Origin of the sequence: Embleya sp. NPDC020886, assembly GCF_044333915.1 — a bacterium.
Classification (GTDB): Bacteria; Actinomycetota; Actinomycetes; order Streptomycetales; family Streptomycetaceae; genus Embleya.
In genome coordinates this window covers 671,466-697,710 of the sequence record NZ_JBIRRX010000002.1, presented here as the reverse complement: position 1 = coordinate 697,710, position 26,245 = coordinate 671,466, and the positions used below count along the sequence as shown (strand labels likewise).

16 protein-coding genes, 3 pseudogenes and 1 riboswitch are annotated in these 26,245 nt (G+C 70.9%); of the genes and pseudogenes, 6 read left to right on the top strand and 13 right to left on the bottom strand.

Annotation, left to right across the window (positions count from 1 at the left end; genetic code table 11):
* The first annotated feature begins 148 nt into the window (after nt 1-148).
* The 3 genes and pseudogenes from ACH4U8_RS09820 (at nt 149) to ACH4U8_RS09810 (ending at nt 1,664) form a co-directional block, all read left to right on the top strand.
* Nucleotides 149-490 (top strand): SHOCT domain-containing protein, encoded by a 342-nt coding sequence (locus tag ACH4U8_RS09820; protein ID WP_395776632.1) that lies wholly within the window; start codon nt 149-151, stop codon nt 488-490.
* Nucleotides 491-858: 368 nt separating this feature from the next.
* Nucleotides 859-1,308 (top strand): annotated as a pseudogene (locus ACH4U8_RS09815) (serine/threonine-protein kinase); the annotation flags it as partial.
* Between the two features lie 113 nt (nt 1,309-1,421).
* Nucleotides 1,422-1,664 carry a PQQ-binding-like beta-propeller repeat protein gene (locus ACH4U8_RS09810; protein WP_395777002.1) on the top strand — a complete coding sequence of 81 codons (243 nt, stop codon included), beginning with the start codon at nt 1,422-1,424 and terminating at the stop codon, nt 1,662-1,664.
* On the opposite strand, the gene ACH4U8_RS09805 is transcribed toward ACH4U8_RS09810, so the two are convergent.
* Both ACH4U8_RS09805 and ACH4U8_RS09800 read right to left on the bottom strand, forming a co-directional pair.
* Nucleotides 1,591-2,169, bottom strand: coding sequence for a YdeI family protein (locus ACH4U8_RS09805; protein WP_379991232.1), 579 nt, complete (start codon nt 2,167-2,169; stop codon nt 1,591-1,593). The two genes, ACH4U8_RS09810 and ACH4U8_RS09805, sit on opposite strands and share 74 nt — an antisense overlap.
* 281 nt (nt 2,170-2,450) lie before the next feature.
* Nucleotides 2,451-3,203: a hypothetical protein gene (locus ACH4U8_RS09800; protein ID WP_395776630.1), complete on the bottom strand. Its 753-nt coding sequence runs from the start codon at nt 3,201-3,203 to the stop codon at nt 2,451-2,453.
* Nucleotides 3,204-3,474: 271 nt separating this feature from the next.
* Nucleotides 3,475-3,549: riboswitch (S-adenosyl-L-homocysteine riboswitch) on the top strand.
* A 16-nt stretch (nt 3,550-3,565) separates the two neighbouring features.
* On the opposite strand from ACH4U8_RS09800, the gene metH reads away from it, so the two are divergent.
* Nucleotides 3,566-7,171, top strand: coding sequence for a methionine synthase (gene metH / locus ACH4U8_RS09795; RefSeq protein ID WP_395776628.1), 3,606 nt, complete (start codon nt 3,566-3,568; stop codon nt 7,169-7,171).
* A gap of 122 nt (nt 7,172-7,293) precedes the next feature.
* On the opposite strand, the gene ACH4U8_RS09790 is transcribed toward metH, so the two are convergent.
* Together ACH4U8_RS09790 and ACH4U8_RS09785 are read right to left on the bottom strand one after the other, a co-directional pair.
* Nucleotides 7,294-7,833, bottom strand: a complete 540-nt coding sequence (locus tag ACH4U8_RS09790) for a hypothetical protein (protein WP_395776626.1) — start codon at nt 7,831-7,833, stop codon at nt 7,294-7,296.
* A gap of 334 nt (nt 7,834-8,167) precedes the next feature.
* On the bottom strand, nt 8,168-8,713 hold the full coding sequence (locus tag ACH4U8_RS09785) for a hypothetical protein (protein ID WP_395776624.1): 546 nt from the start codon (nt 8,711-8,713) through the stop codon (nt 8,168-8,170).
* A gap of 600 nt (nt 8,714-9,313) precedes the next feature.
* Here ACH4U8_RS09785 and ACH4U8_RS09780 point away from each other — a divergent pair.
* Both ACH4U8_RS09780 and ACH4U8_RS09775 read left to right on the top strand, forming a co-directional pair.
* On the top strand, nt 9,314-10,822 hold the full coding sequence (locus tag ACH4U8_RS09780) for a DUF4246 domain-containing protein (protein ID WP_395776622.1): 1,509 nt from the start codon (nt 9,314-9,316) through the stop codon (nt 10,820-10,822).
* Between the two features lie 269 nt (nt 10,823-11,091).
* On the top strand, nt 11,092-12,222 hold the full coding sequence (locus ACH4U8_RS09775) for a methyltransferase (protein WP_395776620.1): 1,131 nt from the start codon (nt 11,092-11,094) through the stop codon (nt 12,220-12,222).
* An 89-nt stretch (nt 12,223-12,311) separates the two neighbouring features.
* Here the strand turns inward: ACH4U8_RS09775 and ACH4U8_RS09770 are convergent, their stop codons facing one another.
* The 9 genes and pseudogenes from ACH4U8_RS09770 to ACH4U8_RS09730 form a co-directional block, all read right to left on the bottom strand.
* Complete coding sequence (locus ACH4U8_RS09770) at nt 12,312-13,379, bottom strand: SMP-30/gluconolactonase/LRE family protein (protein WP_395776618.1); 1,068 nt, start codon at nt 13,377-13,379, stop codon at nt 12,312-12,314.
* A gap of 346 nt (nt 13,380-13,725) precedes the next feature.
* Entirely contained in the window at nt 13,726-18,348 is a 4,623-nt protein-coding gene (locus ACH4U8_RS09765) for a hypothetical protein (protein ID WP_395776616.1), read from the bottom strand.
* A 233-nt stretch (nt 18,349-18,581) separates the two neighbouring features.
* A pseudogene (locus ACH4U8_RS09760) lies at nt 18,582-20,102 on the bottom strand (M4 family metallopeptidase); the annotation flags it as partial.
* Nucleotides 20,103-20,609: 507 nt separating this feature from the next.
* A pseudogene (locus tag ACH4U8_RS09755) lies at nt 20,610-20,801 on the bottom strand (ATP-binding protein); the annotation flags it as partial.
* A 113-nt stretch (nt 20,802-20,914) separates the two neighbouring features.
* Entirely contained in the window at nt 20,915-21,733 is an 819-nt protein-coding gene (locus tag ACH4U8_RS09750) for an ABC transporter ATP-binding protein (protein WP_395776614.1), read from the bottom strand.
* Nucleotides 21,726-22,772, bottom strand: a complete 1,047-nt coding sequence (locus tag ACH4U8_RS09745; protein ID WP_395776612.1) for an ABC transporter ATP-binding protein — start codon at nt 22,770-22,772, stop codon at nt 21,726-21,728. The genes ACH4U8_RS09750 and ACH4U8_RS09745 overlap by 8 nt, the downstream gene beginning before the upstream one ends.
* Nucleotides 22,769-23,626 (bottom strand): ABC transporter permease, encoded by an 858-nt coding sequence (locus tag ACH4U8_RS09740; protein ID WP_379988549.1) that lies wholly within the window; start codon nt 23,624-23,626, stop codon nt 22,769-22,771. The genes ACH4U8_RS09745 and ACH4U8_RS09740 overlap by 4 nt, the downstream gene beginning before the upstream one ends.
* A complete protein-coding gene (locus ACH4U8_RS09735) occupies nt 23,623-24,585 on the bottom strand; it encodes an ABC transporter permease (RefSeq protein WP_395776610.1) in 963 nt (320 codons plus the stop codon). Before ACH4U8_RS09735 ends, ACH4U8_RS09740 begins: the two co-directional genes overlap by 4 nt.
* Nucleotides 24,582-26,243 (bottom strand): ABC transporter substrate-binding protein, encoded by a 1,662-nt coding sequence (locus ACH4U8_RS09730; protein WP_395776608.1) that lies wholly within the window; start codon nt 26,241-26,243, stop codon nt 24,582-24,584. Before ACH4U8_RS09730 ends, ACH4U8_RS09735 begins: the two co-directional genes overlap by 4 nt.
* Nucleotides 26,244-26,245: the final 2 nt, after the last annotated feature.

Sequence of the window (26,245 nt, the reverse complement as noted above, 5' to 3'; positions counted from 1 at the left end):
CCGCTCGCCCTCCGCTGCCCGGACCGGCGATACCGCCCGGGAGGGCCGGTCGACCCGGCCGACCGGGCCGAACGGCTCCGACGCTCCTCGGGTCTGCGACGCACCATGAAGGTGCAGGCCGGTTCGGCGTCCCGGGAAGGTGAGGGCAATGAGATTGGCTCCGGTCCTGGCGACGGCGCCCACGCGTCGCGTCGGGCACATGTACGAGGAGGACGGCTGGAGCTGGGTGTGGGGGTCGATGATGATGCTGCTCCTGCTCGCGGCGATCGTCGCAGTGGTGTGGTTCTTGGTGCGAGGCACCTCACGTGGTCGCGGGCCCTCGGATTCGGCCGGCTCGTCGGCGATCGAGGTGCTGGCTCGGCGCTATGCCCGCGGCGAGATCGACACCGAGGAGTATCGCGAGCGTTTGGCGGTTCTGACCCCGGGGCCCAACCCACCGCGCGGGGGAAGGACGCGCGGCCGAGGTGGGCCGGACGTGCCGGGCGATTGACGGCCGCGGCCCCGCGGTGCGCGAAGTGGCGTACGGTCCGACACCCGTCCGGGCCCGGGCAACCGGGCCGGTAACCTCGGCGGCGCGGAAACGGGCGGTCGGGGAGTGGTGTCTGTGCGCGTGTTGGCGGGTCGGTACGAGCTTGTCCGTTTCGTTGGCCGGGGCGGTATGGGCGAAGTGTGGGAGGGCCGCGACCGGCGGATTCGACGGCGCGTCGCCGTCGAACTCCTGCCGCACGCGCAAGGCGACGCGGCCGGGGCGGAGCTGTTCCTGCGCGAGGCGCGCACCGCCGGGGCCCTGAACCATCCGGGCGTGGTCACCGTGTCGACACGGGCGAGGACGACGCCGACGGCACACTGTTCCTGGTCATGGAGTACGTCGACGGCCGGGACCTCGCCCGAGTGCTGCGCGCCGACGGGCCTCCGGCGGTGGCGGTCGCGGCCGACTGGGCGGCACAGGCCGCCGGTGCGCTCGCCCGTGCGCACGCGGAGGGCGTCGTCCACCGCGACCTGAAGCCCGCGAACCTCATGCTCGCGGCCGACGGAACCGTCAAGATCCCGGACTTCGGCATCGCCCGGTTCACGGAGACCACCAACCCGGCGAGCATGGTCATGGGGACGCTCGCGTACATGCCGCCGGAGCGGTTCCACGAGCACGGCGGGGACGCCCGCTCCGACCTGTACTCCTTCGGCTGCGTCCTGTACGAACTCCTCACCGGGGACGTCCCGTTCGGGGCCACCGGGCCGGCAGCAACGATGAACTCGCACCTGCGGACCGTGCCGGAACCGCCGAGCAGGCGGCGGGACGGCGTGCCGGGCACGCTCGACGACCTGGTGCCGGCCCTGCTCGCCAAGGACCCGGCCGAGCGGCCCGCGTCGGCCGACGACGTACGGCGCCGCCTGCTCGCCGTCGTACCGCCTCCCGTTCCCTCGTGGTCGCCGACGGCGTGGTCTATGCCGGGAGCCTCGACGGCAACGTGTACGCGCTCGATGCCGCGAGCGGGGCCAAGCGGTTCGCGCCGCGAACGAGCGTTGCGGTCGGCAGAACCGTCGGGCACGCTGCTCCACGGGGGCGCACGCGTCGGGCTTGCGGCCGTCGGCTCATTCCGGGCCGTCACCGCTCTCCAGCATGTGCAGGGTCTTGTCGAGCCGGGCCTGCCTGGCCTCCGGCGTGAGAGCCTGGAGCAGCGGCAGGATCAGTAGGTAGCGTCCGGTCCTGTCGAGCGCCTCGAACGCCTTCCCGGCCGCCGGGTTCGCGTCGAGCACCGCCGCGAGATCGGGCGGTACGGTCGCCGTCTTCTGCGACGCGTAGGCCGCCGCCCATCGCCCGTCCTCCTGCGCCTTGCGCACCTCGGCCAACCCGGGTTCGCGCATCCGGCCTGCGGCCGTCAGCGTCGCCACCTTTTCCACATTCACTTGCGACCACAGGCTCTTGCGTCGACGTGGCACGTACTTCTGCAGGTAGTGCTGCTCGTCGAACGACCGCCGTTGCCCGGAGATCCAGCCGTAGCACAGCCCGACGTCGACCAATTCGTCATCGGTGACCGTCGGGATGCCGGACTTCTTCTTGGCTACCTTGATCCACACACCCTCGTGGCGCCCGTAGTTCTCGGCCAGCCAGCTCTCGAACGCCGCAGCGTCCGCAAAAGCGACGATCTCCGCGCCCGTGATCCCAGCCATGCGACCCAGGCTATCGCCCGCATGGCCGGAGCCGGTTTCAACAGGCGGAGTCCGCGCACCTCCTCGGGCGAATCGGCTCCCCGTCGGTCGCCACAGCGCAAACCCCGAAAACAGCCGAGGCCATCGCAGCCTTGGAGCTCGGACAGCGCGCGACGACCGACGCGGCGCCCGAACCGACGGCGGCGTAGCGGAGGGTGGTGTGGCGCGCGGCCCACCGGAAGCCCTGGGCGACGAGGTCGGCGAGGCTCACACGGCGATCGCCGCGGCGGGGCCGCGCGAGGTCAGGGGTCGTCGCCCCTGGTTGGTTGTGGCCGCATGCTTGCCAACGCGAGGAAGACCCACCACGGAATCACCACCAGGAACGCGGCGGTGCCGGCTGCCGGCAGGGCCACGGCCAGGCGCGCGGGCACGCCGTCGGGCGGCAGTGGAATGGCGAACCACGCCCAGCACACGGCCGCGAAGGCCGCCGCCGGAGGCCCCGCGCCGAGCAGCGACACCAGCCACGCGGGCGTTCGATGCGCGGCCGAGGTATCACGCCGGCGCATTTCGGTGACGGATCGGTGGATCAGCGCGAGCACCATTCTCGGCCCGAGAATCGGTATGCAGAGGAACCAGAGCTTCTTCCATAGGCGTTGCCGCACCCGCTGACCTCCGCAGCCCGGGATCTCCGCTCGGCCCCGCACGTCCGCCAACGCCCGGACCATCAGGGCCGTGCCGTACCGCCGAAACGCCTCGGCCCAGGACAACGGCGCCGAGGTGGAGAAGGTTCGTGCCAGGTACCCGTGGGACGGCCGAAAGCGCACCCGGGCAACCGTTTCCCGCAGGCCCGAACACACGTCGTCGGGTATCTCCACGTCGAATCTCGGGCTCTGCGCCGACCACAGGCGCTCCGGATCGTCCGCCGCCGACAGATATCCGTGCCGCCGCAACTCACCGACCAGGGACGCCCATGACGACCGCTCGTTCCCGAACCGGCAGCTCGTCACCACCTCACGCAGCCTCACCCCACCCGAAGGGCGCATCGGCGTGCTCATCCCCCACAGTCTGGCACCCGACCCGGCGCCGGCCAAGGCATCGAACGCAGGGAGCCGGACGGCGGATTCCGATGCGATCCCGCCCCGCCGCCCCGGTCGGCACCGCGACACCGGATCCGGCATCGGCGCAGCCGGCGCCGTCACGCACACACCGAGCCGAGCCGGTCGACCGCAGCCGGAAGTTGCCCGCGACACCGGCCGCGGCGACGCGAAGCGAAACGAGATCGACCCAATGCAGGCCCCGGGCCCACTTACTCGCTATGGTTGGCCCACGGCCGAGAGGCGCTGCAACGGGTCACGGCCCGCCACGCTCGGTCCGTTCGACGATCAAGGGCGCCTCCCGACGTATGGGAGGTGGACTGGTGGAAAGATCGTCCGAGACCAGGTTGCGGGAGCTGCTGCGACAGCGGGTCGTCGTGCTGGACGGCGCCTGGGGCACCATGCTGCAGGGGGCCTCGCTCACGGCCGACGACTACCGGGGCAGCCTGATCACGGCAGACCACCCGAGGGACGTCACGGGTGACCCCGACCTGCTCAACCTGACCCGGCCGGACGTCATCCTCGACGTGCACCGGCAATACCTGGCGGCAGGCGCCGACATCACCACCACGAACACCTTCACCGCCACCGGGATCGGGCAGGCCGACTACGGCCTGGAGGGCCTGGTCCGGGAGATGAACGTGCAGGGCGCCCGGCTCGCCCGGCAGGCCGCCGACGAGTTCGGCGGACGCTTCGTCGCCGGCTCGGTCGGGCCGCTCAACGTGACCCTGTCGCTGTCCCCCAAGGTGGAGGACCCCGCCTATCGGGCCGTCTCCTACCAGCAGGTCTTCGACTCCTACGCCGAGCAGTTCCTGGCCCTGCAGGAGGGCGGCGTCGACCTCCTCCTGATCGAGACGATCTTCGACACGCTCAACGCCAAGGCCGCCATCGCCGCCGCCCGCGAGGTCACCCCCGATCTGCCCCTGTGGATCTCGGTGACCATCGTCGACCTCAGCGGACGAACCCTGTCGGGCCAGACCGTGGAGGCGTTCTGGAACTCCGTCGAACACGCGAACCCGCTGATCGTCGGCGTCAACTGCTCCCTCGGTGCGGACGAGATCCGCCCCCACCTGGCCGATCTCGCCCGCCTCGCCGGCACCCACGTCGCCTGCCACCCCAACGCGGGGCTGCCCAACGCCTTCGGCGGTTACGACCAGACGCCCGAGGAAACCGGGCAACTGCTCGGGGAGTTCGCCGCCTCGGGCATGGCCAACATCGTCGGTGGCTGCTGCGGCACCACCCCGGCACACATCGAGAGGATCGCCGGCGCCGTCGCGGGCCTGCCGCCGCGCACCGTCCCGCAGACCAGGCCCGCCACCAGGCTCAGCGGCCTCGAACCCTTCGAGATCGGACCCGACACCGGCTTCGTGATGATCGGTGAGCGAACCAACGTCACCGGTTCGGCCAGGTTCCGCAAGCTGATCGAGGGCAACGACCACCAGGCGGCCGTCGCCGTCGCCCTGGAGCAGGTCCGCGGCGGCGCGAACCTGCTCGACGTCAACATGGACGCCGACCTGCTCGACAGTGAGCAGGCGATGACCACCTTCCTCAACCTCATCGCGACCGAGCCCGAGGCCGCCCGGATCCCGATCATGGTCGACAGCTCCCGCTGGAGCGTCCTGGAAGCCGGCCTCAAGTGCATCCAGGGCAAGGGAGTCGTCAACTCGATCAGCCTCAAGGAGGGCCCGGAACCCTTCCTCGCACAGGCCGCGACGATCAAGTCCTATGGCGCCGGCGTCGTCGTCATGGCCTTCGACGAGCAGGGCCAGGCCGACACCACCGAACGCAAGGTCGCCATCTGCGGCCGCGCCTACGACCTGCTGACCCAACAGGCCGGGATCGCCGCCGAGGACATCATCTTCGACCCCAACGTCCTGGCCGTCGCCACCGGCATCGCCGAACACAACGGCTACGCCAGAGCGTTCATCGACGCCCTTCCGCTGATCAAGGAACGCTGCCCGGGCGCACGCACCAGTGGCGGCATCTCCAACCTGTCCTTCTCCTTCCGCGGCAACGACATCATCCGCGAGGCCATGCATTCGGCGTTCCTGTTCCACGCCGTCACCGCGGGCCTGGACATGGGCATCGTCAACGCCGGCCAACTCGCCGTCTACCAGGACATCCCCGCCGAACTCCTGGAACTGGTCGAGGACGTGATCTTCGACCGGCGGCCGGACGCCACCGACCGGCTGGTCACCTTCGCCGGCACGGTCACCGGTTCCGGCACCCGCCGCGAGGTCGACCTGTCCTGGCGCGAGGCCCCGGTCGGGCAACGCCTCGCCCACGCGCTGGTGCACGGCATCATCGACTTCATCGAGGAGGACACCGAGGAGGCCCGCGGGCACGCGGCTCGACCGCTCGACGTGATCGAGGGCCCGCTGATGGACGGGATGAAGATCGTCGGTGACCTGTTCGGCTCCGGCAAGATGTTCCTGCCGCAGGTCGTCAAGAGCGCCCGGGTGATGAAGCGGTCCGTCGCCTACCTGGAGCCCTACATCGAGGCCGCCAAGGACGCCGCCGACACCGAACGCGGCAATGGCAAGGTCGTTCTCGCCACCGTCAAGGGCGACGTGCACGACATCGGCAAGAACATCGTCGGCGTGGTACTCGGCTGCAACAACTACGAGGTCGTCGACCTGGGCGTGATGGTCCCGGCCGCCACCATCCTGGACACCGCGATCTCCGAGGGCGCCGACGCCATCGGCCTGTCCGGCCTGATCACCCCGTCCCTGGACGAAATGGTCGCCGTGGCAAGCGAGATGCAGCGCAGGGGGCTGAAGATCCCGCTGCTGATCGGCGGCGCGACCACCTCGCGCCAGCACACGGCCGTCCGGATCGCGCCCGCCTACGACCACACCACCGTGCACGTCCTGGACGCCTCCCGCGTCGTCGGCGTCGTCTCCGACCTGCTGGACCCCACCCGCGCCGAAGTCCTGGACGCCGAGAACCGCACCGAGCAGGCCCGCCTGCGCGAACTGCACGAGACCAGGCAGAAGCAGCCCCTGCTCACCCTCGGCCAGGCCCGGGCCAACCCCGAGCGGGTCGACTTCACCGAGCTCCCGGTCCCGGCCTTCACCGGCGTTCGCACCGTTCGGCCGAGCCTGGCCGAGCTCCGCGCGATGATCGACTGGCAGTTCTTCTTCCTCGCCTGGGAGCTCAAGGGCAAGTACCCCGCCATCCTCGACCAACCCGTCGCGCGCGAGCTGTTCGACGAGGGCAACGCCCTGCTGGACGAGATCGTCGAGGGCGAACTGCTCCAGGCACACGGCGCGTACGGATTCTGGCCCGCCCACTCCCGCGGCGACGACATCGTGCTCGACGACGCCCCTGTCGGGGTCGGCTTCCCGATGCTCCGGCAGCAGACCGCCAAGCCGGAAAACCGGGCCAACCGCTGCCTCGCCGACTACGTGGCGCCCGAAGGCGACCACATCGGCGGTTTCGCGGTCTCCATCCAGGGCGCCGAGGCCCTGGCCGCCTCATTCGAGGCCGACCACGACGACTACAAGTCGATCATGGTGAAGGCACTCGCCGACCGCCTCGCCGAGGCCTTCGCCGAGTACCTCCACCTACGCGCACGTCGCGACTGGTTCGAGCCCGACGCCGACCCGGTCCTGGAGGACCTGCACGCCGAGCGGTTCCGCGGCATCCGGCCGGCACTCGGCTACCCGGCAAGCCCCGACCACAGTCTCAAGAAGCACCTGTTCGACCTGCTCGAAGCCGACAGGATCGGCATGGGCCTGACGACGTCGTTCGCGATGACCCCGGCGGCGAGCGTCAGCGGGCTGATCTTCGCCCACCCCGACGCGAAGTACTTCACCGTCGGACGGATCGGGCTCGACCAGACCGAGGACTACGCCCGCAGACGCGGCATGGACCTCCGGGAGGCGGAGGCCTGGCTCCGACCCAACCTCGCCTACGACCCCAGGTAGTCGACGACTGGGGACCGGGTGGAGAAGCAACGGAGGAGCAACGAAGGAGCCACGGTCGAGAGCCGGGATGGGAGGCGCACCGGCCCGGCCGTGGCAGGCGTGTGGCGCAGCGTCGGGCAACGTCACGACCGCACGACGCTGCCGGGGGTGGGTTCGGCGAGGTGGCGCCGATGGTACGACCAGATGACGGCCGCCAGGAGCGGGGGCCAGAGCACGAGCGGCAGGTACAGCACGCCGAGCAGGTCGGCCCCGGAATCGGTCATGTCCTCGTGCGGGAGAGCCCACCAGAACAGGAACTGGGCCCACAACAGCACCAGAACCGCCACCGCGCCGCACGCGATCCGGGTGACCGGTACCGGCTTCATCCTCCTTCCGCCCACGAACGGGACCCAGCGCGGCGGATATTCGCCCCAGGGCCGCACCAGAGCCAGGGTCAGCAGTGCCGCCGACTCGGTGGACAGGCTGAGGAAGACCACCCAGGCGGCGCCCCATCCGTCCATGCCCAGGTCCGCGTAGCCCTGCTCGGTGTAGCCGCCGTGACTCCCGAACACCAACGCGAAGCGCCAGACCGCCGACGGCAACGGAGTCAGCGCCGCCACGTGCGCGGCCACGATCGCCCACCGCGGGGCGGGCGGCGCAGCGGATCCCGACAGGCTCGACATGACAATCCCCCGTGATTCGATCATGCCGAGATACTGTCAACGACGCACGAGCCACACGTCGACGGAAAGTCCCACACCCGGATCAACCCCAAGGATGACCACCCGACGCCGATCACGCGGATCACCACGAGCCGGGTCGGTCTCCCGTGCGAACTCACGTCCATGGTTGTCGCGTTGCGACGCGTCGCACCGGATCCTGTTCGTCTCGCTGCTCAAGCGGGCGAAGGCTGGGACGGGCTTCCCCCGCGTCCGGCCGGCCCGGGACCGGGCCGGCCGGGGCTTGGGCGCGGAGGGCGCGTCGAGTGCGGACTCACCCGTGCGCGGCGCGTCGGTGTCAGGGGCAGGCGATGTGTACCTCGTCCCCCTTCGCGTCCGCCTCGGCGCTCGGCGCGCCGTTCAACGTGGTGCTCGCGACGTCGTAACTGCCGTTCTGCCATTCACTGGAGGCCTTGCTCATCGCCTCGGCGTTGGCTTGGTACAGGTCCCGCCATTCCTGCAACGGTCGCGCCTCGTCCGGGTCGGTCGGCAGGGCGACGCCCTTGATCCGCGTCGTCAGCGCCGCAAGTTCCGTACTCGCCTGGGACAGGCTCAGGCCGACCGCATCCAGGTCCTGATCGGCGACGGCCTGGTTGAGTTCGGTGACCCGTCGGGTGATGCCGTCGAGCTTGTCGCCACAGATCTTGTTGACCGTCTCGACGTACGTCGCACCCGTCTGCGCCGGCTTGTCGTCGCCCCTGGGGCCCGAATCCCCGCCGGCACGCGGGTTGTTGTCCCCTCCCCCACTCCCGCCGCCGCCCGTCACGTCGAACGGGCCGATGCCCAGCGCGATCAGCACGCTGACCACGGTCGCCAGCGTACCCACCAGCGTGAGGACCAGCATGAGCCTGCCGTGTCCCTCCTCACGTCCGGGTCCGCGCCCGGACGGCGACGGCATCTGCTGCGGATACGACTGATGGGGCTGTTCCTGTCGGTAACGCATTCTGTCTCCGGATCCCCCGCGTTTCCCAAAGCTTCGATACCCGGCGCACGCGCGCCGGGTGGACTTCGGGTCGTGCCGGATCCCGCCCCAGTCGTCCGCAGGGCCCCCCTCGCGGAAACCGCCGACTGGATCGGGTCCCCCCGCTCCGACCCCTGTGTGGGGTGTTCGCATCGTCGACCCGGGCCGAGGCCCGATCGACGTCGATGTCCCGATGGACGGCACCGCACCGGTAGCGGTTCCCGAAGCGGGCCCCGGGAGATCACGACGAGGGATTACCATCGGCGCGAGCCCGGCCGCGGACGCCCGAACCGGGACATGGCGCCGATATGCGGCTCCGCCGGAACACGAGCCGGATCTCCGGCGGGACCGGGACGGGACCGGAATCGGTGGATGGGGGAGAGAACGGCCGTGCCGGTGGCGGCCGATGGCTTCCCGGCCGCCGTGTCCGTCCGCTGAAGTATGCTTCCCGCCGCCGCACACCGACTGTGAGGACCGAGAGAATTGACCGGCCTGTCTGCTTTCCCGCTGCCCTTTCTGGCTTCTCGTCCCATATCGTTCGCAACACCCCGAACGCTGCGGGAACTTCAGATGATGCAGTGCAGCTCACACATTCGGGCCAAGCCCGGGTGGTTCGACAAGATGCACGATGCCGACATCGTCGCCAGGTGGACGCGAGAAGCGGTCGCCCAGGGCCTGACCGAGGCGCAGGTTCGCTACGTGCTCGCCGAACTCCTGCATTACGCCGCGCTGCGGGACGAACGCACCGGCGTCGAGGTGTCCACCGTCGACGGGGTGTGGCAGTCGGACACACTGGTCGACGACGAGCTCGCGTCCCGGCTGCGCGCGGCGGTTCGGGTTCTGGAACAGGTCCCCGAAGCGGAACAGGACTGGCACCCCGGATCCGACGGCCAGGTGCTGGATCTGGTTCACCCCTCACTGTTCTGCCTGGTGAAAAACGTGAGCGGTGCGCCCGAACGGGCCTGGCACAACCCGACGGACCGCTACTCGAAGTACGAATTCTCGGAGAAATACCAGTGGTTGCCCACGGACGTCGACGTCAGTGACGGCGGCGATGTCGCCTTCCGTTCGTACGTCAACAACGTCCATCCCGTAAAGCATCGCGAACTGGCCGCCGTCCTACCGGACTTGTTCGCGCGCATGCGCCCGCTGCTGGAGAACGTGCTCACCGATCTGCGCCATCCGCGGCCCGTGCGGATCGAGGCCGATCCTTACGGGTGGTACGACTCCGAGCCGGAGCACCCGAACAAATCCTCCTACGCTGACGACGAGGCCTACGCGGAAGCCCTCCGTGTCTGGGAAAGGGCCCAGGACGACTGGTGGGAGAACCGCCGTCCGGTCATCCCGGACGCTCCGGCCTTCACTCCGCCGGAATTGCCCGACGCATCCGCCCGCGTCGACCTGCGTGGCCGCCGTCTCCAGATCATCGTCAAGCTCGCCACCATTCGGCTCACCCCGGCCAGGCCCGAGTACCCCGGCGGTTCCTGGCATGTCGAGGGGATGATGAACGAGCGGATCGTTTCGACCGGCATCTACTACTGGGACAGCGAGAACATCACCGAAAGCCGGCTGAGTTTCCGGGCGGCACTCGACGACCCGAACTACGAACAGAACGACGACAACGGCCTGCGTGACATCTACGGCCTGGAGGACGAAGACGCGCTGAACCTGGTGTTGGGATCGACCTCGACCCCGGCGGGCCGCTGCCTGGCGTTCCCGAACATCCTGCAACACCGCGTCGACTCCTTCCGCCTCGCGGACCCCAGCCGCCCGGGGCATCGCAAAATTCTCGCGTTCTTCCTGGTCGACCCGTCGAAAAGGATCGTCTCGACGTCCGATGTGCCACCGCAACAACCATGGTCCGACACCTCGACCATGACGCTGGAACAGGCCAGGAAGCACCGCGAACAACTCATGCGGGAACGCAAGTTCTTCGTCGACGAACACAACGAGCAGCTCTACGAACGCGAGTTCTCCCTCTGCGAGCACTGAACCTCTCGAACCGGTGGAGTGGGGAACCACTCCACCCCCAGGCGGGGTTGTCCGCGGTGAGAGGAGTATGCGAACCTCTTACGTCATCTCCGAAAGGGCTGGTCATGACACTCGGCATGGTTCTCGGCGACTCCTCTCGCGCTTCGACGCGGGAGCGGTGCCCCGACCTGCCCTGACCTACGCGCCCGTGCTGCCGCACGGGCCGTTCGCCCTGCTCCTCGTCGAAGTGCTCTTCGTGCCCTTGCACGTTCGATCACGAGGAGTACGTGGTGTCCACCATCCATTGGACCGAGACGAACACGCCCCGTTCCGCCCGCTGGCACTCCGAGAGCGAGACATCGGCTCCCGGCCGGGTCGTCGGCGCGGACGGCCGCATGAAAGCCGACGACGCCTACCGACTCGCCTGCGAAGGCACCGCGTTGTTGTGGCGGGGCGACTTCCGGCACGCACGTCGACTGCTGCAGGCGATGGGCCGCCGCATCGACCGCAAACCCGCACGGCCAGGCGACAGCCCGGCCGAGACCTTCCACCTGCATCGCCGGGCCCGCGGCCACCGGGCCCGGGTGCTGGGCAAACTCCTCGTTCTGCTGGACGAGGGCCACCGCCTGCATCTGCGCGGCGCACCCGATGTGCGCCGGGCATGCACCGAGGCGTACGGTGCGCCGGCCGAACCGATGGTTGTCTCGCTCACGGAACTGCTGGGCGTGATCGGAGCGCATCAGTGGCGCACGAAGGGAGTCGAGGTACCGGCCCTCGACGCTCGCATTCACCCGCACTACGGAGTGTTCTCCCCGGTCCGGGGCGAATACGTCGACCTCGTCGCACGTGCGCCACTCCCCACACCCGGCCGTCGCCCGGGCCGCCGTACCGCATTCGACCTCGGCACGGGAACGGGAGTGCTCGCCGCCGTCCTGGTCCGCCGGGGAATCGACCACGTCGTGGCCACCGACATCGGTCCGCGGGCCCTGGCCTGCGCGCGCGAGAACGTCCGCCGACTGCACTTCACCGGGCACATCGACGTCGTGGGCCCCGGCCTCTTCCCGGACGGGAGAGCGGACCTCGTGGTCTGCAACCCGCCCTGGATTCCGGCCCGACCCACCTCCGCCGTGGAGCAGGGTGTCTACGACCCGGGCAGCGGCATGCGCCGCGACTTCCTGGACGGACTCACCGCGCATCTCGAACCGGGAGGTGAAGGGTGGCTCGTCCTGTCGGACCTGGCCGAGCACCTCGGGCTCAGGACGCGCAGCGAACTTCTCGCCGACATCGAGGCTGCGGGCCTGCACGTGCTGGACCGGATCGACACCCGGCCCCGGCATCCACGCGCGCGGAACACCGCCGACCCTCTGCACGCCGCCCGGGCCGCGGAAGTCACTTCGCTTTGGCGCCTCGCCGGCGAGTGACGTTCCGTGCCGACTCCCCGGGGGCGAGCGGACCGAGACTTCGGCCACCGCCTCCGGGGGTCCTCGGGGCCGCCGACCGGGTGCGCCACCTACCGGGCCGAAGAGGAGGCGAGCACGACGATGTCGTCCTCGTGCAGGCTGCCGGCGACCACCGTGCCCTCGTGCTCCGCGACGCCGGTGACGAAGCCGTACGAGACGTCGTCGGCCCGCAGATCGTGCACGACGCGCGCGTCGAGGTCGAAGGCCATCACCCAGGCGACGGGTGTGGCCTTGGGCCGTAGGGCCTCGGGCAGGTTCCACAGCAGGACACGCGGGAGCCCCGGCAGGGGCAACAGCCGGTCCAGCAACGCGTTGCGGGGCGCGGCGATCGACACCCAGACCAGCCCGTCGCTGCCCAGGCTCATGTTGTCGGGCAGGCCGGCGAGGTTCTCCACGAACGGCTCGTCGGTTCCGGCCTTCGGGCCGGTGAGCCAGTGGCGGCTGATCCGGTACCCGGCGGTCTCGGCCACCAGCAGGTGTGAGGCGTCCGGGGCGAGGACGAGTCCATTGGCGAACTTGAGACCGTCGCGCAGCACGGTGACGGTGCCGTCGCGGTCTCGGCGGCAGAGCAGGCCGGTACAGGAGTGCTCGACGATGTCGCCGAGGTAGTGCTCCAGGTCCCAGCGGCGGGTGGACACGGTGAACCAGACGGTTTCGTCCGGGCCTTCGACGACGTTGCTTGCGAACGTGAGCGGCCGCCCCGCGATGGTGTCGACCAACACCCGGACCGACCCGTCGGCGGACATCCGCAGCAGACCCCGGTCGTGGTCGCAGATCAGGATGCCGCCGTCGGCGGCCGGTGCCAATCCCAGCGGACGGCCACCGGTGTTGCCCACCACCGTGCGGGTTCCGGCGGCGGGCTCGATACGCACGATGCCGCCGTCGCCGAGGCCGGTCAGCAGACCGCCCTGCCTGTCGAAGATCACGTCCTCGGGACCGTGACCACCGGTGCCGATGCGGCGGGCGACGACGAGACGGCCGGTGACGGGTGTACGCCCGGCGTCGGCGGGGGCGCGGGGCGGAGTCCAGCGGCGAGGCGAGATGAGGCGGCGGTCGGTGCCGGCGGGAACACGCATCGGCTCGTAGGGCGACGCGGTCGGCGAGTCGGGCGAGATCACGCGACGATTGTGCTGCCCCGAAGCACCCGACCGTCGACGGCACGCCGTTTGCGATCGCGGAACGACAAGACCGAGGCGCATCGCATACGCGCCACCTTGGCCGGCGAGCAAATTCGCGCCGCCGGCCCGCTGTTGCGGCCTGAGGCACCTCCCGCGCGCCATACCGCTGCTTCTCGCCGCATGGAGAGTCGCCACCCCCCGACCGAACGTCGCACCGGCGGTGGTGTGTCCCGTTGCCGGGCGCGGATGCGTGCGTTCGAGTCGGTGAGGGTGGCGATTCGACCTTGCGCGTTCGGGTGGGACATGGCCCGTGGTCGTCGGCTGCGGTCTCGGCGGCTGTACGGGGCTACTCGGTGCGGGTCAGGAGGTTGTGGATGGTCGAGGTGGGCGACTCCGGGGACCAGGTGGGGTCTTGGCCGGTCAGGGCCGCGTAGATCCGGGGCCATCGGGTTTTGGGGGTCAGGAGGGATTCGATTTCGGCTAGGGCTTCCCGGCCCGCGCTGTGGATTCGGGCGGGGGCTTCGATGCGTCGGGTGGACTCGGCTGTCCAGCGCAGGATGGTGGCGGCGCCTCGGGCCCGGTGGACCAGGTCTCGTCCGGTCAGGTGGCCCCTGGTGACCAGGTCGTCCAGGTGGGTGTACCAGGTGGCATCGCCGAGGGCGTCCTGGCCGGAGGAGATCCAGGCGAGGGCGTGTGCGGGGCTGAGGAGGGCGGAGCGGCGGGCGGAGCGGACGTCGACCGGGCCGAGTTCGAGCAGCCTCGCGGGGGATTCCCGCTGGATGACCAGGCGGCTCAGCACTTCGCGGGGGAAGGGCTCTCGTTCGTGCTCGGCCAGGATCAGGTCCCAGTCCTGGATGTAGGGCAGGTCCAGTGCCTCGTCGGCGTCGGCCGCCCCGGAGCAACGGCGCAGCTTCGCGACCAACTTGTCGCCGCCGCGCTCGCGGTCGATGCGGGCGGTGAGCGCCGCGTCGGGGTCGGGCTCGGTGAGTGCCTTGGCCACCACCCGTCCGGCCGCGGCACCGAGTACGCCCTCCTCGACCAACGCGCCGATCCGGTCCGCGCCGCCGTACCGCAGCAGGCCGCGGACCCCGACGAGCCGGTCCGGCAGCGAGGCTTTCCGGCTCAGTTGGCGCAGCGCGTGCTCGACGATCCCCGGGTCGGCCGCCTCCACCTTCAGGCGCAGCGCGGGCAGAAGGGAGGCGGTGGGCCGGTGCTCCGCCAGCAACCGGGCGCGCAGCTCCGCGTCGAGCGGAAGCAGGTCGTCGGGGCCGGTCGCCGGCCGACCCTGTGGCACCCGGGAGAGCACCACACGTCGGATCGAGGCGCCCTCGTCGTCCAACGGCGGGCCGTACAGATCACTGTTGAGTTCGGGGTCGTCGAGACGCAACAGGCGCTTCAGGACCGCCGGGCTCTCACTGTGGGTGGCGACGATCCGGAGCGCGGCATGGTCGTTCGCGATGAACGGGTACTCGTCCAGTGCGGGCGACGGGTGCTCGACGTGCCGCGCGTACGCCCACAGCGAGGGGTAGGCGTGCGGGCCGAGCCGGGGCAGGATCGCGGCCAGCGCCTCGGCCGACGCGTGCAGCAGCAGGTCGCCGGCCGGCCAGTGCCAGGCGCGCCGCACCCGCCACTCGGCCTCGTGCGCCACTGCGGCCTCGATCGTGTGGGGGGATTCGAGACGCTGCCAGGCGGCCTCCCGGTCCTCGTCCTCGACCGCTCGCAACTCCGGTTTCATGGAAAGGACTTCGGTGAGCGGACGGTTCGCCTCGGTGCCCATCGCGATCAGCGCGCGCAACCACCGGTCCGGGTCCACGCCCAGCCGATCCGCCACCAGCGCGTCGACCGCCCGGTTGATCGGGCCCGCCACGACCCGGAACCGCCACTTCCAGGGCAGCGGGGTCAGCGCCCGCGTCGGGAGGATGCCGAGCAGGTCGGTGGGCCCGACGATGCCGTGTCGGTAGGCGCCCTCGGCGAGGAACTCGCCGCCACCGCCGCGTCCCTCGCCGAAGTACTCGTGGATCCAACGCAGCCACGTGCCCGGCTCGGCCGGATCCGGCCAGGTGTCCCGGGACGGATACTGCGCGGGCCGCCCGGCCGGCCTGCCGGCCACGATCGCGGCGAGCCGCTTCGCCGTCGGCTCCGCCAAGCCGTTGTTCTCGCCCAGCGCCGCCAGCACCTCCGGCTCGCCCAGGTCGATCAGGTCGTTGGCGACCGATTCGTCCAACACCCGACGTGCCAGGGCCACCCGCGGCTCGACCGACTCGCTCGCGAAACACGCCTCGTAGAGCCAGCTCGGATATTCGTAGCCGGGCGCGTCGAACGTCGAGAGCGAGGCCAGGGCGGCGAGCACGGCCGGATCGTCGGGCACCGGCGCGGCCTCGGGATCGCCCTCGACCACACCGGCCTGCGTGCGCAGCAGGTGTACCGCGACCAGGTGCGAGGTGCGGTCCGGCTCGGTCGGCCGATTCGGGCCTTGGTGCCCGGTCTCCGCCACCGGATCCGCAGCGGCCGGCACCGACGCGGTCGGCGCGGTCTCGGCCGCCTCGACCCGGGCTCGCGCGAGCGCGGCGGCGTCGGCCCGGGCCACCTCCTCGGCGTCCGGTCGGGGGCCCGCCGCCTGCCCGGCCAGCGTGACCAGTTCGGCGAGCGACCCGTCGAATCCGTCGACGAGGCCCACCGCGATCGCCAACGCCTCGGTGTGGCCCGCGAGATGATCCCGCGTCAGTTCGGCGAGCCGGGCTCGCATCGGGGCCACGACCAGGGTCGGGCTCAGCCGCTTGATACTCGCGATGACCGCGTGCCCGGGATGGGCGACGTCCACCAGGTGGACCGGGTCGAGCAGGCCGTGCTCGACGGCCGCGTTGGCCCAGTCCTCGTGCCGGTCGAACGCCTTGGTACGCAGCCACTCCTGCGGCGCGATGTCGATCGCGCGACGCCCGTATTCGCGCAGGAAGTTGACCGACTCCAGTTGCAACGAGGCCCGGTCCGCGTCGGTGGCGTCCTCGTGTCGGATCAGGTCGTCCAGCGCCTCGTACGCGAACGGTTCCGCCCGGTTGGCCGCCATCAGCAGCGGGAAGTCGTGTGCGTACGGCTCGTGCACCAGGTCGCGCACGGTGGTGCGACTGGTCCGGGTCTGGAAGCGGTGCGGCAACGTGGCCGGATCGTCGTAGGGCTCGCCGCTCGCACGCAGGTCGGCCAGGCCGTCCTCGGCCTTGAGGGCGGCCTCCACCCGCTTGCGAATCTGTGTGGCGGTGCCGTTGCCGGCGGCGGCCAGCAACTCTCTGACGCCGTCCGGGCCGTGCCGTTCCCAAACCTTGATGTACGCGTACTGCTGGGCGATCTTGCGGCAGCCGAACTCCAGAGCTCGCGCCGCCAGTTGGGGTTCGCCACAGGCCACGAGCGGGAGCAGGGTACGGCGATCGCCCCCGGCCTGCAGTTCCTTGCACAGACCCGGATCCAGCGGCACGCGACGGGCGATGGTGCGGCGCAGCGACGGGGTCGAGCGCATGCTCATGTACGCGACGGCGTCCACCGCCGGGACCTGCTTGGCGACCAGTCGGGCCAGTTCGCGGACGTCCAAGCCGATGTTGCGAGCCATCGCCTCCCAGGCCCGCGGGTCGGTGGAGGTGATCGCCGCCTCGTGTACGCGCTGCGGCAGCGAGCCGCTGGAGAGCAGGTCGCGGACCAACGCGTCGGGCAGCGCGGGCAACAGCTCACGCAGGTCGTCCGGGTCGGTCGAGGTGAGCAGGTATCGGTAGGGCTTGGTCAGGGTCGGCGGCGGGCCGCCGACCGGGTCCGCCGGCGCGGTGAGGGTGCCCGCCTCGATCTCGGCCAACAACGCGGGCAGCGCCGCGCGATGCCGGGGCAGCGTGGCCCGCAGCGTGTGCCAGCGGTCGGCATGCGCGCCGAGGTGCCGGTGCAGCAGATCGCGCAGCTCGGCGTGGTCCGGGAGTTCGAGCAGGGTGGCCACGGCGGTACGGGCGGGGGTCACCTCGTGGATGATCCGTGCCACGTCGGCGGGCTCGGCCGAGTCGCGGGTGAGCGCGGCGATTCGGGCCAGCGCGGGGTGCCTGGGCGTATCGATCGCCGCGCGCAGCACGGCCGGCGTCGGCCGGGCCACCGGGCCGACCGCCGTGGGATACGCGGCGTAGAGCGCGACGAGCAGGTCCTCCGGAGCGTCGACGTCGGCCGCCAGCACCGCGGCGATCGCCTCCGGCAGCGGCTCCTCCCGATGCGCTTCGGTCACCGCGGCCCAGTCGACCGTACGCCGCCAGGTCGTCGGCCGGATGCCGGACCGCAATTCGGCGATCAGCCCGACGGCCCCCTCGGCTTCGGCGACCGCGGCCACCAGGTCCGCGTCGGCCGTCCCCGCGAGCGCGCCGACCTCGGGCCGCACGTGCCGCACCGCCTCGGGCAACAACGCGTCCCCGCCGAACCGTTGCAGCGAGAGCAGCCCCCTCAGTTCCTCCGCGACCGTCAGCGTCCCGGCGCACACCCGCAACGCGTGCGCGACCAAATCCGGCCGATCGGCGACCACCGCCGCGCCCAGTCGGCGCTGCGACGCGGATTCGGCGGGCAGCGCGAGCAGTTCGGTGTGCAACGCGGCCAACGGATGCGGTTCCCCGCCGTATCGGCCCGGCGTGAGCACCACCCGGCGCATCCACGCGGTTGCCTCGGGGTGTGCGTACACGATGCGATCGACGACGGGGTCGGGCTGTGCCAACAGCGCGCCCAGATCGACCGCGGTCAGTGCCGGCCCGTTGGCGGCGACGGCTCGCCGGACCCACGGATCGGGGTCGAGGGTCGCCGACGAGCGCAGGCTCGGGGCGAGTTGCCCGTCGCCGAGCAGCGTGGCGATCACCTCGTCGCCGATGCGACGGCGAACCCGACCGAGGTCGCCGACCGCGGCTCCTTCGAACAACAGCCCGACCAGTCGAGCCTTGTTCGTGACCTGAACTCCCGACACCACGCGCCCCCACACTCACCCTGTTCGGCTTCCGGATTCCGGGTTCCACCCCATCACAACGGCCCGACATCGGGACTGTCGACCCGACCACATCCGGGCCGCGCACGATCGTGATCGAAGACCTCCGTCGGAGCGTGCCGTCGGTGCCGGCCGGCGGCTCGGCGAACGAGGCCGCGGCGGGGGCCGCGGCCTCGTCGAAGGACCGGATGCCTATCGTGGTGCGTTCGGCATCACGGGCAGGTCGGGTCACCGGGCTGGGCCGGGACGCTCACCGCGTTCCAGGCGGCCTTGGTCTTGTTGAACAGGCCGCAGGTGGAGTCGAGCGCCTTGGCGGACTTCAGGGTCGCGGTGCGGTACTTCTTGTAGGTCATGCCGCTCGTCTTGAGCAGCATGCCGCCGTAGAAGATCTTGCCCGCGGTCTGGATTCCGGTGCCCGTGAGCTGCGTGTTGTTGCAGGTCGGGCTGGTGGGCTTGCCGCCACCGGGGTTCGTGCCCTCGGCGAGCAGGTAGAACCAGTGGTTCAGCGGCCCGGCCGCCGCGTGGGTCTCGGTGCCCGGGATCGAAGAGCTGTAGCAGTTCGGGTTGTTGCCGACCAGCGAGGGGTTGTACATGTTGCGGATCGGACCGTTGCCGACCAGGTTGACCGTCTCGCCGACCAGGTAGTCCGGGCGGTCGTAGGGCGACGGCTCGTTGGTGTACGCCTCGGTGAGCGCGCCGAAGATGTCGCCGGTGCCTTCACCCAGGCCCGCCTCGGTACCGGCGCCGCCGGGGGTGAACTGGTCTATGCCGTGCCCGAATTCGTGGCCCACGACGTCCATGGACGCGATCCACTGGTTGCCCTGGTTGTGGCCGATCTGGATCTGCGAACCGGTCCAGTAGGCATTGATCGCGGGGAGCCCGACACGTACCGGCCAGCTTCCGCCGGTGCCGTTGTGACCGTTGCGACCGAGCCAGTCGCGGAGCATGTTCCATTGCTTCTGGCCGGCCCACAGGGCGTCGACGCAGCCGGTCTCCTTGCTGGTGGCGTTGCCGTTGCCCCAGGTGTCGGTGGCCTTGGTGAAGACGCCGGCGCTGTAGTCGGCGCAGGACAGGCCGGGCCGAGTGGTGTCGATCGTCTTGTAGCTGCCGGCGCTGCCGCTGGTGTTGATCGTCAGCGGATTGGGGCCGTTCCACTGGCTGGTGCCGGAGCCGCCCTTGACGTCGTCGTAGGAGTCGAGCAGTTGCCCCGAGCGGGCGTCGACGAAGACGTGCAGCCGGCTGGGCGCGGTTTCGGTGCTGCCGATCAGCACCGTCTCCCAGGCCAGGTTCGCGGAACTCTCCTTGACGCGTACGACCAGGCGTCGCGACTCGACCTTGTCGACGACCTTGAGTCGCGAACGCGAGACGTTCTCGGCCGCCCCCTTGCCCACGGTCGGCTTGACGGGGACGTTGATCCGCAGATCGGTGGCCGACTCGGCGGCCCGGACGGTGCCGTTGCCGTCGGCCAGCACCGCGGCGCTCCCGCCGACCACGGGCAGCCCGCGGTAGGTGCGCTCGTAGGCCACGGAGTACAGGTCGTCGACCCACGGGGTCACCTGCTGCCGCACGTAGTTCTCGTCGGGGCCCTTGGCCAGGACGTCCAGGCCGCCCGCGGTGGCCCGGTCGGCGGCGGCCACCGCCGCCGCCAGACCCGGTGCGGGGGGCGGAGTCGCCGCGTTCGACTGGGAGGTACCGACCACGAGGCCGGCGAGTAAGGCCAGGACTGACCCGACCGTCACCGTGCTGCGTTTCATCGAGGCTCCTTCGATAGAGGACAAACCTCGACCACGAGTCCGGTCTCGTCGGTCGGCTCCGCGGGGTGAGCGGGACCGACCGTCGCGTGCGCCGGGTTCGTGCCCGAGCGAACGAAACGCTCACACGGGCACAAGTCGATGGTCAACGAATGTGATCGGCCCGGCACATTCTGTCAACAACGCCATTCGCGCCCCCGCCGAGCGCCGCGGGCGACCCGCTCTCCGCCCCGGCAACCAGGCGCCCACGAAGGGGAGTTGGCGCAAGAGGAGATCCGGACGCGGCCATCCGTCCCGATCGGTCGAAGGCGGATCCGGCTCGGCCGGTGCCACGCCGCGTCCGCACTGTCCGGAAACAGGCGACGTCGTCGGTCCGCCACCTTCCTGCCTCCGGACGACGGGTCCGCCGCCGATCCCCGGGTGTCGGTCCGCTGCTCGCGCCCGCCCCACGGGGGAGCCGTAGGCGGTGTGAGCAGGTCGGACAACGGGCGCGCGGGAGAACGACGGCGCGAATTCGTGGCCGTCGGCGGTGGGGTCGGCGCCGTCGCGGACACCGATCTCCCCGATCCCGTCGAGGATTTCGTCGGCGGCGTGCCGCGCGCACACGTCCGAGAGGCCGGATTCGACGCCCGTGCCCGGGAGCGCCACGCGGGCGGACTCCGCCCACGCGGAGGCCGGCGCGAACTGCCCTACGGATACAGCCCGCGTCCCTCCGAGACGTCCGCGTGCAACGCGGGGTCGAGGAACTGCGCCCGGTCAAGGCATAGCCGGCCGCCCGACGAACAGCCGCGCCGACGGCGTCATGTGGTCGGCTCCGTGGCCTGGAGTGCGCGGCGGGCCGTGCCGATGGCGTGGGGGTTCCAGCCGGGGCGGGGGACGGAGGCCATGAGCAGGCGGGTGTAGGCGTGGTTCGGGAGGGCCAGGACGTCGGCGGTGCGGCCGGATTCGACGACCCGGCCGCGGCGCATGACGATGACGTCGTCGGTGACGCAGCGGACCACGCCGAGGTCGTGGGTGATGAAGAGGTAGCCGATCCGGGTCTGCTCGCGGATGTCCGCGAGCAGGTTGAGGATCTGTGCCTGTACCGACACGTCGAGCGCGGCGACCGCCTCGTCGAGGACGAGGATGGTCGGTTCGACGGCGAGTGCCCGGGCGATGGCGACGCGTTGCCGCTGTCCGCCGGAGAGTTCGCGAGGGAGCGCGTCGGCGGCTCGGGTGCCCAGACCGACCTGGTCGAGGAGTTCGCGGATCCGCAGGGCCGGGTCGGTGCCGGGCTTGTGCAGTTTGAGCGTCTCGCGGAGCACGGCCTCGACGCTGGTGCGCGGGTCGAGCGAGAGGTACGGGTCCTGGAAGACCATTTGGATCTGCCGGGCGCGGGCCAGGCGTTCGGTGCGGCCGCGGGGCTGCGCCGTCCGGTCCTGCCCGCGGACGCGGACGTGCCCGGCGTCGGCGCGGTCCAACCCGACGATGATCCGGGCGGTCGTGGTCTTCCCGGAGCCGGACTCGCCGACGATCCCCAGCGAGCCTCCGTCCGGGAGCGTGAAGGAGACGTCGTCGACGGCGCGCACGTCGCCGAACGTGCGGCACAGTCCGCGGACTTCGAGGAGGGGGTCAGGCATCGCCGCGGGTCCCTTCGAGACGGTCGCTGTGGTGGCAGCCGGCGGTGTGCGCGGGCTCGCCGGGTGCGGGCGTGCGCCGGGGCGCCTCGACGGTGCAGACCTCGTCCGCGTGTGCGCAGCGCGGCGCGAACGGGCAGCCGGTCAGTTCCCGGCGCAGGTCCGGGGGTTGCCCGTCGATGGCGGCGAGTCGGCCCTGCGGGGCGTCCAGGTCGGGCGTGGAGTCCAGCAGCGCCTTGGTGTAGGGGTGGCGGGGCCGTGCGAACACCGATGCGGCGGGCCCGGTTTCGGCGATCCGGCCCGCGTACATGACGTAGACGCGGTCGCTGATCGCCGCCGCCAGACCCAGGTCGTGGGTCACGAACAACAACCCCGTGCCGAATCGTGCGCGCAGGTCGCCGAGCAGCGCGACGACCTCGGCCTGGGTGGTCACATCCAGCGCGGTGGTCGGCTCGTCGGCCAGCAGCAGGGCCGGGTCGCCCATCAGGGCGGCGGCGATCATCACCCGTTGCAGCATGCCGCCGGACAGTTCGCCGGGATGGCGGCGCAGCGCATCGGCGGTCAGGCCGACGGCTTCCAGGAGTTCGACGGCGCGGGCGTTCGCGGCGGCGGGGGTCATGATCTTGTTGAGCCGCACGCTCTCGGTGAGGAAGTCGTCGATGCGGCGCAGCGGGTTGATGGCGGCGCGGGGGTCCTGGAAGATCATGGCTGCGGTCTGGGTGCGCAGGCGGCGCAGTTCTCGGGCGTTCATGGTCAGCACGTCGTCGCCCGCCACGTGCACGGTGCCCTCGGTGGTCGCGCCGCCGGGGAGCAGGCGCAGCACGGTACGCGAGGTGAGTGTCTTGCCGGAGCCGGATTCGCCGACCAGGGCCACGGTTTCGCCGGCGCCGACGGTCAGGTCGACGCCGTCCAGGACCGGGCGGGCGGTGCGCGGCAGGCGCATGCGCAGTCCGCGGATGTCCAGGGCCGCAGGCGGGGTGCCCGCGGCCCGTTCGGCCGCGGGCCGCGGCGTGCCTGCGGGGTTGTGCTTCGTGGTGTTCATCGGTCCCTCCCGGCGACCTTGTCGGCCCAGCGTTCGCCGACCACGTTGAACGCGACGACGGTCAGCACGATCACCAGGCACGGGACGATCGCGGACAGCGGATAGCCGCTCTGGATCGCGGACTTGCCGTCGAAGACCATGCGTCCCCAGTCCGGGGTGAGGGCGGGTACGCCCAGGCCGAGGAAGGACAGGCCGGCCAGGTCGATCAGCGCGTAGCCGAAGTTGACGGTGCATTGGGCCAGGACGACGGGGGCGATGTTGGGGACCACGTGCCGCAGGCAGATGTCGGTGCCCGAGTGGCCCTGGACCCGATAGGCGGCCACGTACGGGCGTTCGCGTTCGGCCAGCACCAGGGAGCGGGCCAGTCGGGCGACATAGGGCACGTAGGCGATCGACAGCGCGACCACCGGGGCGAGGAGCCCTTCGCCGTATACCGACGTGAACAGGATGGCGAGCAGCAGTCCGGGGAAGGCCAGCGTCAGTTCGGTGGTGCGCGACAACACCGAGTCCGTCCATCCGCCCCGCCAGCCGGCGATGACGCCGACGGCGCCGCCGGCGATCGTGGACAGGACCACGACGCCGAGCGGGCCGAGGAGCGAGGTGCGGGCGCCGACCACGAGCCGGGACAGGGTGTCCCGGCCGGCCGCGTCGACGCCGAGCAGGTGGTCGCCGGACGGCGCCCCGAGGGCGCCGCCCAGTTCCACGGTGTTCGGGCCGTACGGGGCGATCCACGGCGCGAGCAGGGCGACCGTGACGACGAGCCCGACGAAGCCGGCGCTCACCGCGTACAGGGGACTGTGTCCGGCCGCGCGCAGCCGCGCGAGTCCGGGGCGGCGGGTCAGGGTCGTGCTCATGCGGTGGCCCTCGTTCCCAGAGTGATCCGCGGGTCGACGACGGGCAGCAGCAGGTCGATGATCAGGTTCACGGTCATGAACAGCCCGACGATGATGAGGGAGATGGCCTGGACGACGGGGAAGTCCTTGGTGGTGGAGGAGAGTTCGAGGAGCTGGCCGACGCCGCCGACGCTGAACGCGGTCTCGACCAGGACGGTGCACACCAGCAGGCTGGAGACGATCAGCCCGCCGGTGGTCAACACCGCGCCGAGCGCGTTGCGGAAGACGTGGCGGCTGATCACGTACCGTTCGGGCACACCTCGGCTGCGGGCCACCGCGACGTGTTCGGAGCCCAGTTCCTCCAGCATGGCGCTGCGGGTCACCCGGGCGAGCATCCCGACCAGGTAGAGCGCGAGCGCGATGGCCGGCAGCGTCGAATGCCACAACATGGCGCCGATGCCGTCGCCGCTGCCGCTCCCGCTGGAGGGGAACCAGCCGAGTTCGACCGCGAAGAGGCCCTGGAGCAGGATGGCCGCGACGAACGCCGGGGTACCGATCGCGAAGGTGGTGCCCACCAGGATCGTCGAGTCGGTCGCGCCGCCGCGCACCGCACCGGCCCAGCCGAGCGCGAGCCCGAGCACCACCACGATGACCAGGGCCATGCCGACCAGCAGCAGTGTGGTGGGCAGTCGGGACGACAGGAGGTGGGACACGTCGGTGCGGTATTCGATCGACCGGCCGAAGTCTCCGTGCAGGATGTTGCCGAGCCAGCGCAGGTACTGCTCGATGAACGGGTCGTTCAGGTGGTACTGCTTGTCGATCGCCGCGAGGGCGGCCGGGGACGCCGACCGCCCTCCCAGCAGGAAACTCGCCGGATTGCCCGGCGCGAGGTACATCGCGCCGAAGACCACGAACGAAGCGCCGAGCAGGGTGGCGGCCATTTCCAACAGCCGCCGGACGGCGAATCTCACGAAGTTCACCCCGCGGCCCCCACATCCGCCGCCCACGGGTAGTACATGTAGGAGATCGTCGTCGGCGCGCCGGTGATCCGCTTGTTCAGGAAGACCGTGGACGGCCACTCGGCGATCGGCATCCACAACACCTCGGCCGCGGCCTGCTGTTGGAGTTTCGCCTCCAGTGCGAACCGTTGCGCCGGGTCGTAGGTCTCGGTGATCCGCGCGATCAGCGCGTCGTACTCGGCGTTGCTGTAGCCGGCGTGGTTCTGGTAGCCGCCGGTGCGGAAGTTCCGCAGCAGGTCGACCGGGTCGGTGACGGACAGGTAGTACGTCTCGGGGAACATGTCGATGCCCTCGCGGGCCTTGGGGTCGGTGAACAGCGCGGAGAAGGCGTCGGGGGCGATGGTCTTCAGCTCGACCTTCAGGCCGATCCTGGTACCGGCGTCCTGGATCGCGGTGGCGACCAGGGAGACGTCCTGGCCGATCGGGCTGGTGGCGACGGTGACCGTCTTGCCCTTGGCGCCGGCCTGCTCGACGAGCTTTTTGGCCTGCTCGATGTCCTGTGTGTCGGGCGGCAGTCGGTCGAACGCGGCGGCCTGCGCGTCGGCGGGGGCGCCCGCCCAGGCCGCGCGCGGGGTGATCGAGCCGGTGGTCTTCCCGTTGCCGGCGAGCGCGGTCCGCACGATCCCGGGGCGGTCCAGGGCCATCGACAGGGCCTTGCGTACCCGCACGTCGGCGAGGGTGCCCCGGATGTTGGTGACGTTGACGTTGAGGGTGCTCAGGCCCTCGCCGAAGTACAGGGTGCCCGCGCCGCTGGTGCGCAGCCGCTCGTAGCTTTCGCTGGGGACCAGGAAGCCGCCGTCGACCTCGCCGCCGAGCATCGCGTTGGTGCGCGCCGAGGCGTCGGTGAGGAACTTGAACTCGACGGTCCCGGCCTTGGCCTTGGCGCCCCGGTAGTCGTCGAAGCGCTCCAGTTTGAGGGATTGGCCCTTGGCCCAGTCGCCGAGCTTGTACGGGCCGGTGCAGTCGAGGCCACCGGTGGTGCCGTAGTCCTTGCCGGCGGCCTCGACGCCCTTCCTGCTCGCCACCACGCCGGCGGCGGTGGCCATGAGCTGGGGGAAGAGGGAGTCGGCCTGCTTGAGCTTGACGGTGACGCGGAGCGGTCCGGTGGCGGTGACGGTGTCGACGTTCTCGAACGAATCGGCCCACGCGGCCCCCAGGTCGGGGTTCATCTGCCGGCCGAGGCTGTAGACGACGTCGTCGGCGGTCATCACCGAGCCGTCGTGGAACTTCACGCCGGGCCGCAGGTCGTAGACCCACGTGGTGGGGTCCGGGTTGGACGCCTTCTCCGCCAGGCCCGGTTCCATGGTCAGTTGCGGGGTCCAACGCATCAGGCTCTCGCAGACGTTGGACAACACCGTGTTCTGCGGGTAGTCGAACGCCGCGATGTAGTCCAGGGTCAGCGGTTCGGCGTACAGCGCCCAGCGGAACGAGCCGATGTCGCCCTTGGCCGGCGGAGTGCCCGGGGACAGTTGGTAGTTCGCGGCCTGTCGGGCCGGGTCGTGCTTGGGCGGCCCGGAGCAGGCCGCGACCAGCGCGAGGGTCGCCGCGGCGGCTGCGGGCAGCGCGACTCGGCGCAGTCGCCGCGCTCTTCCGAGGGGATTGGATCCGGGTGTCTTCATCG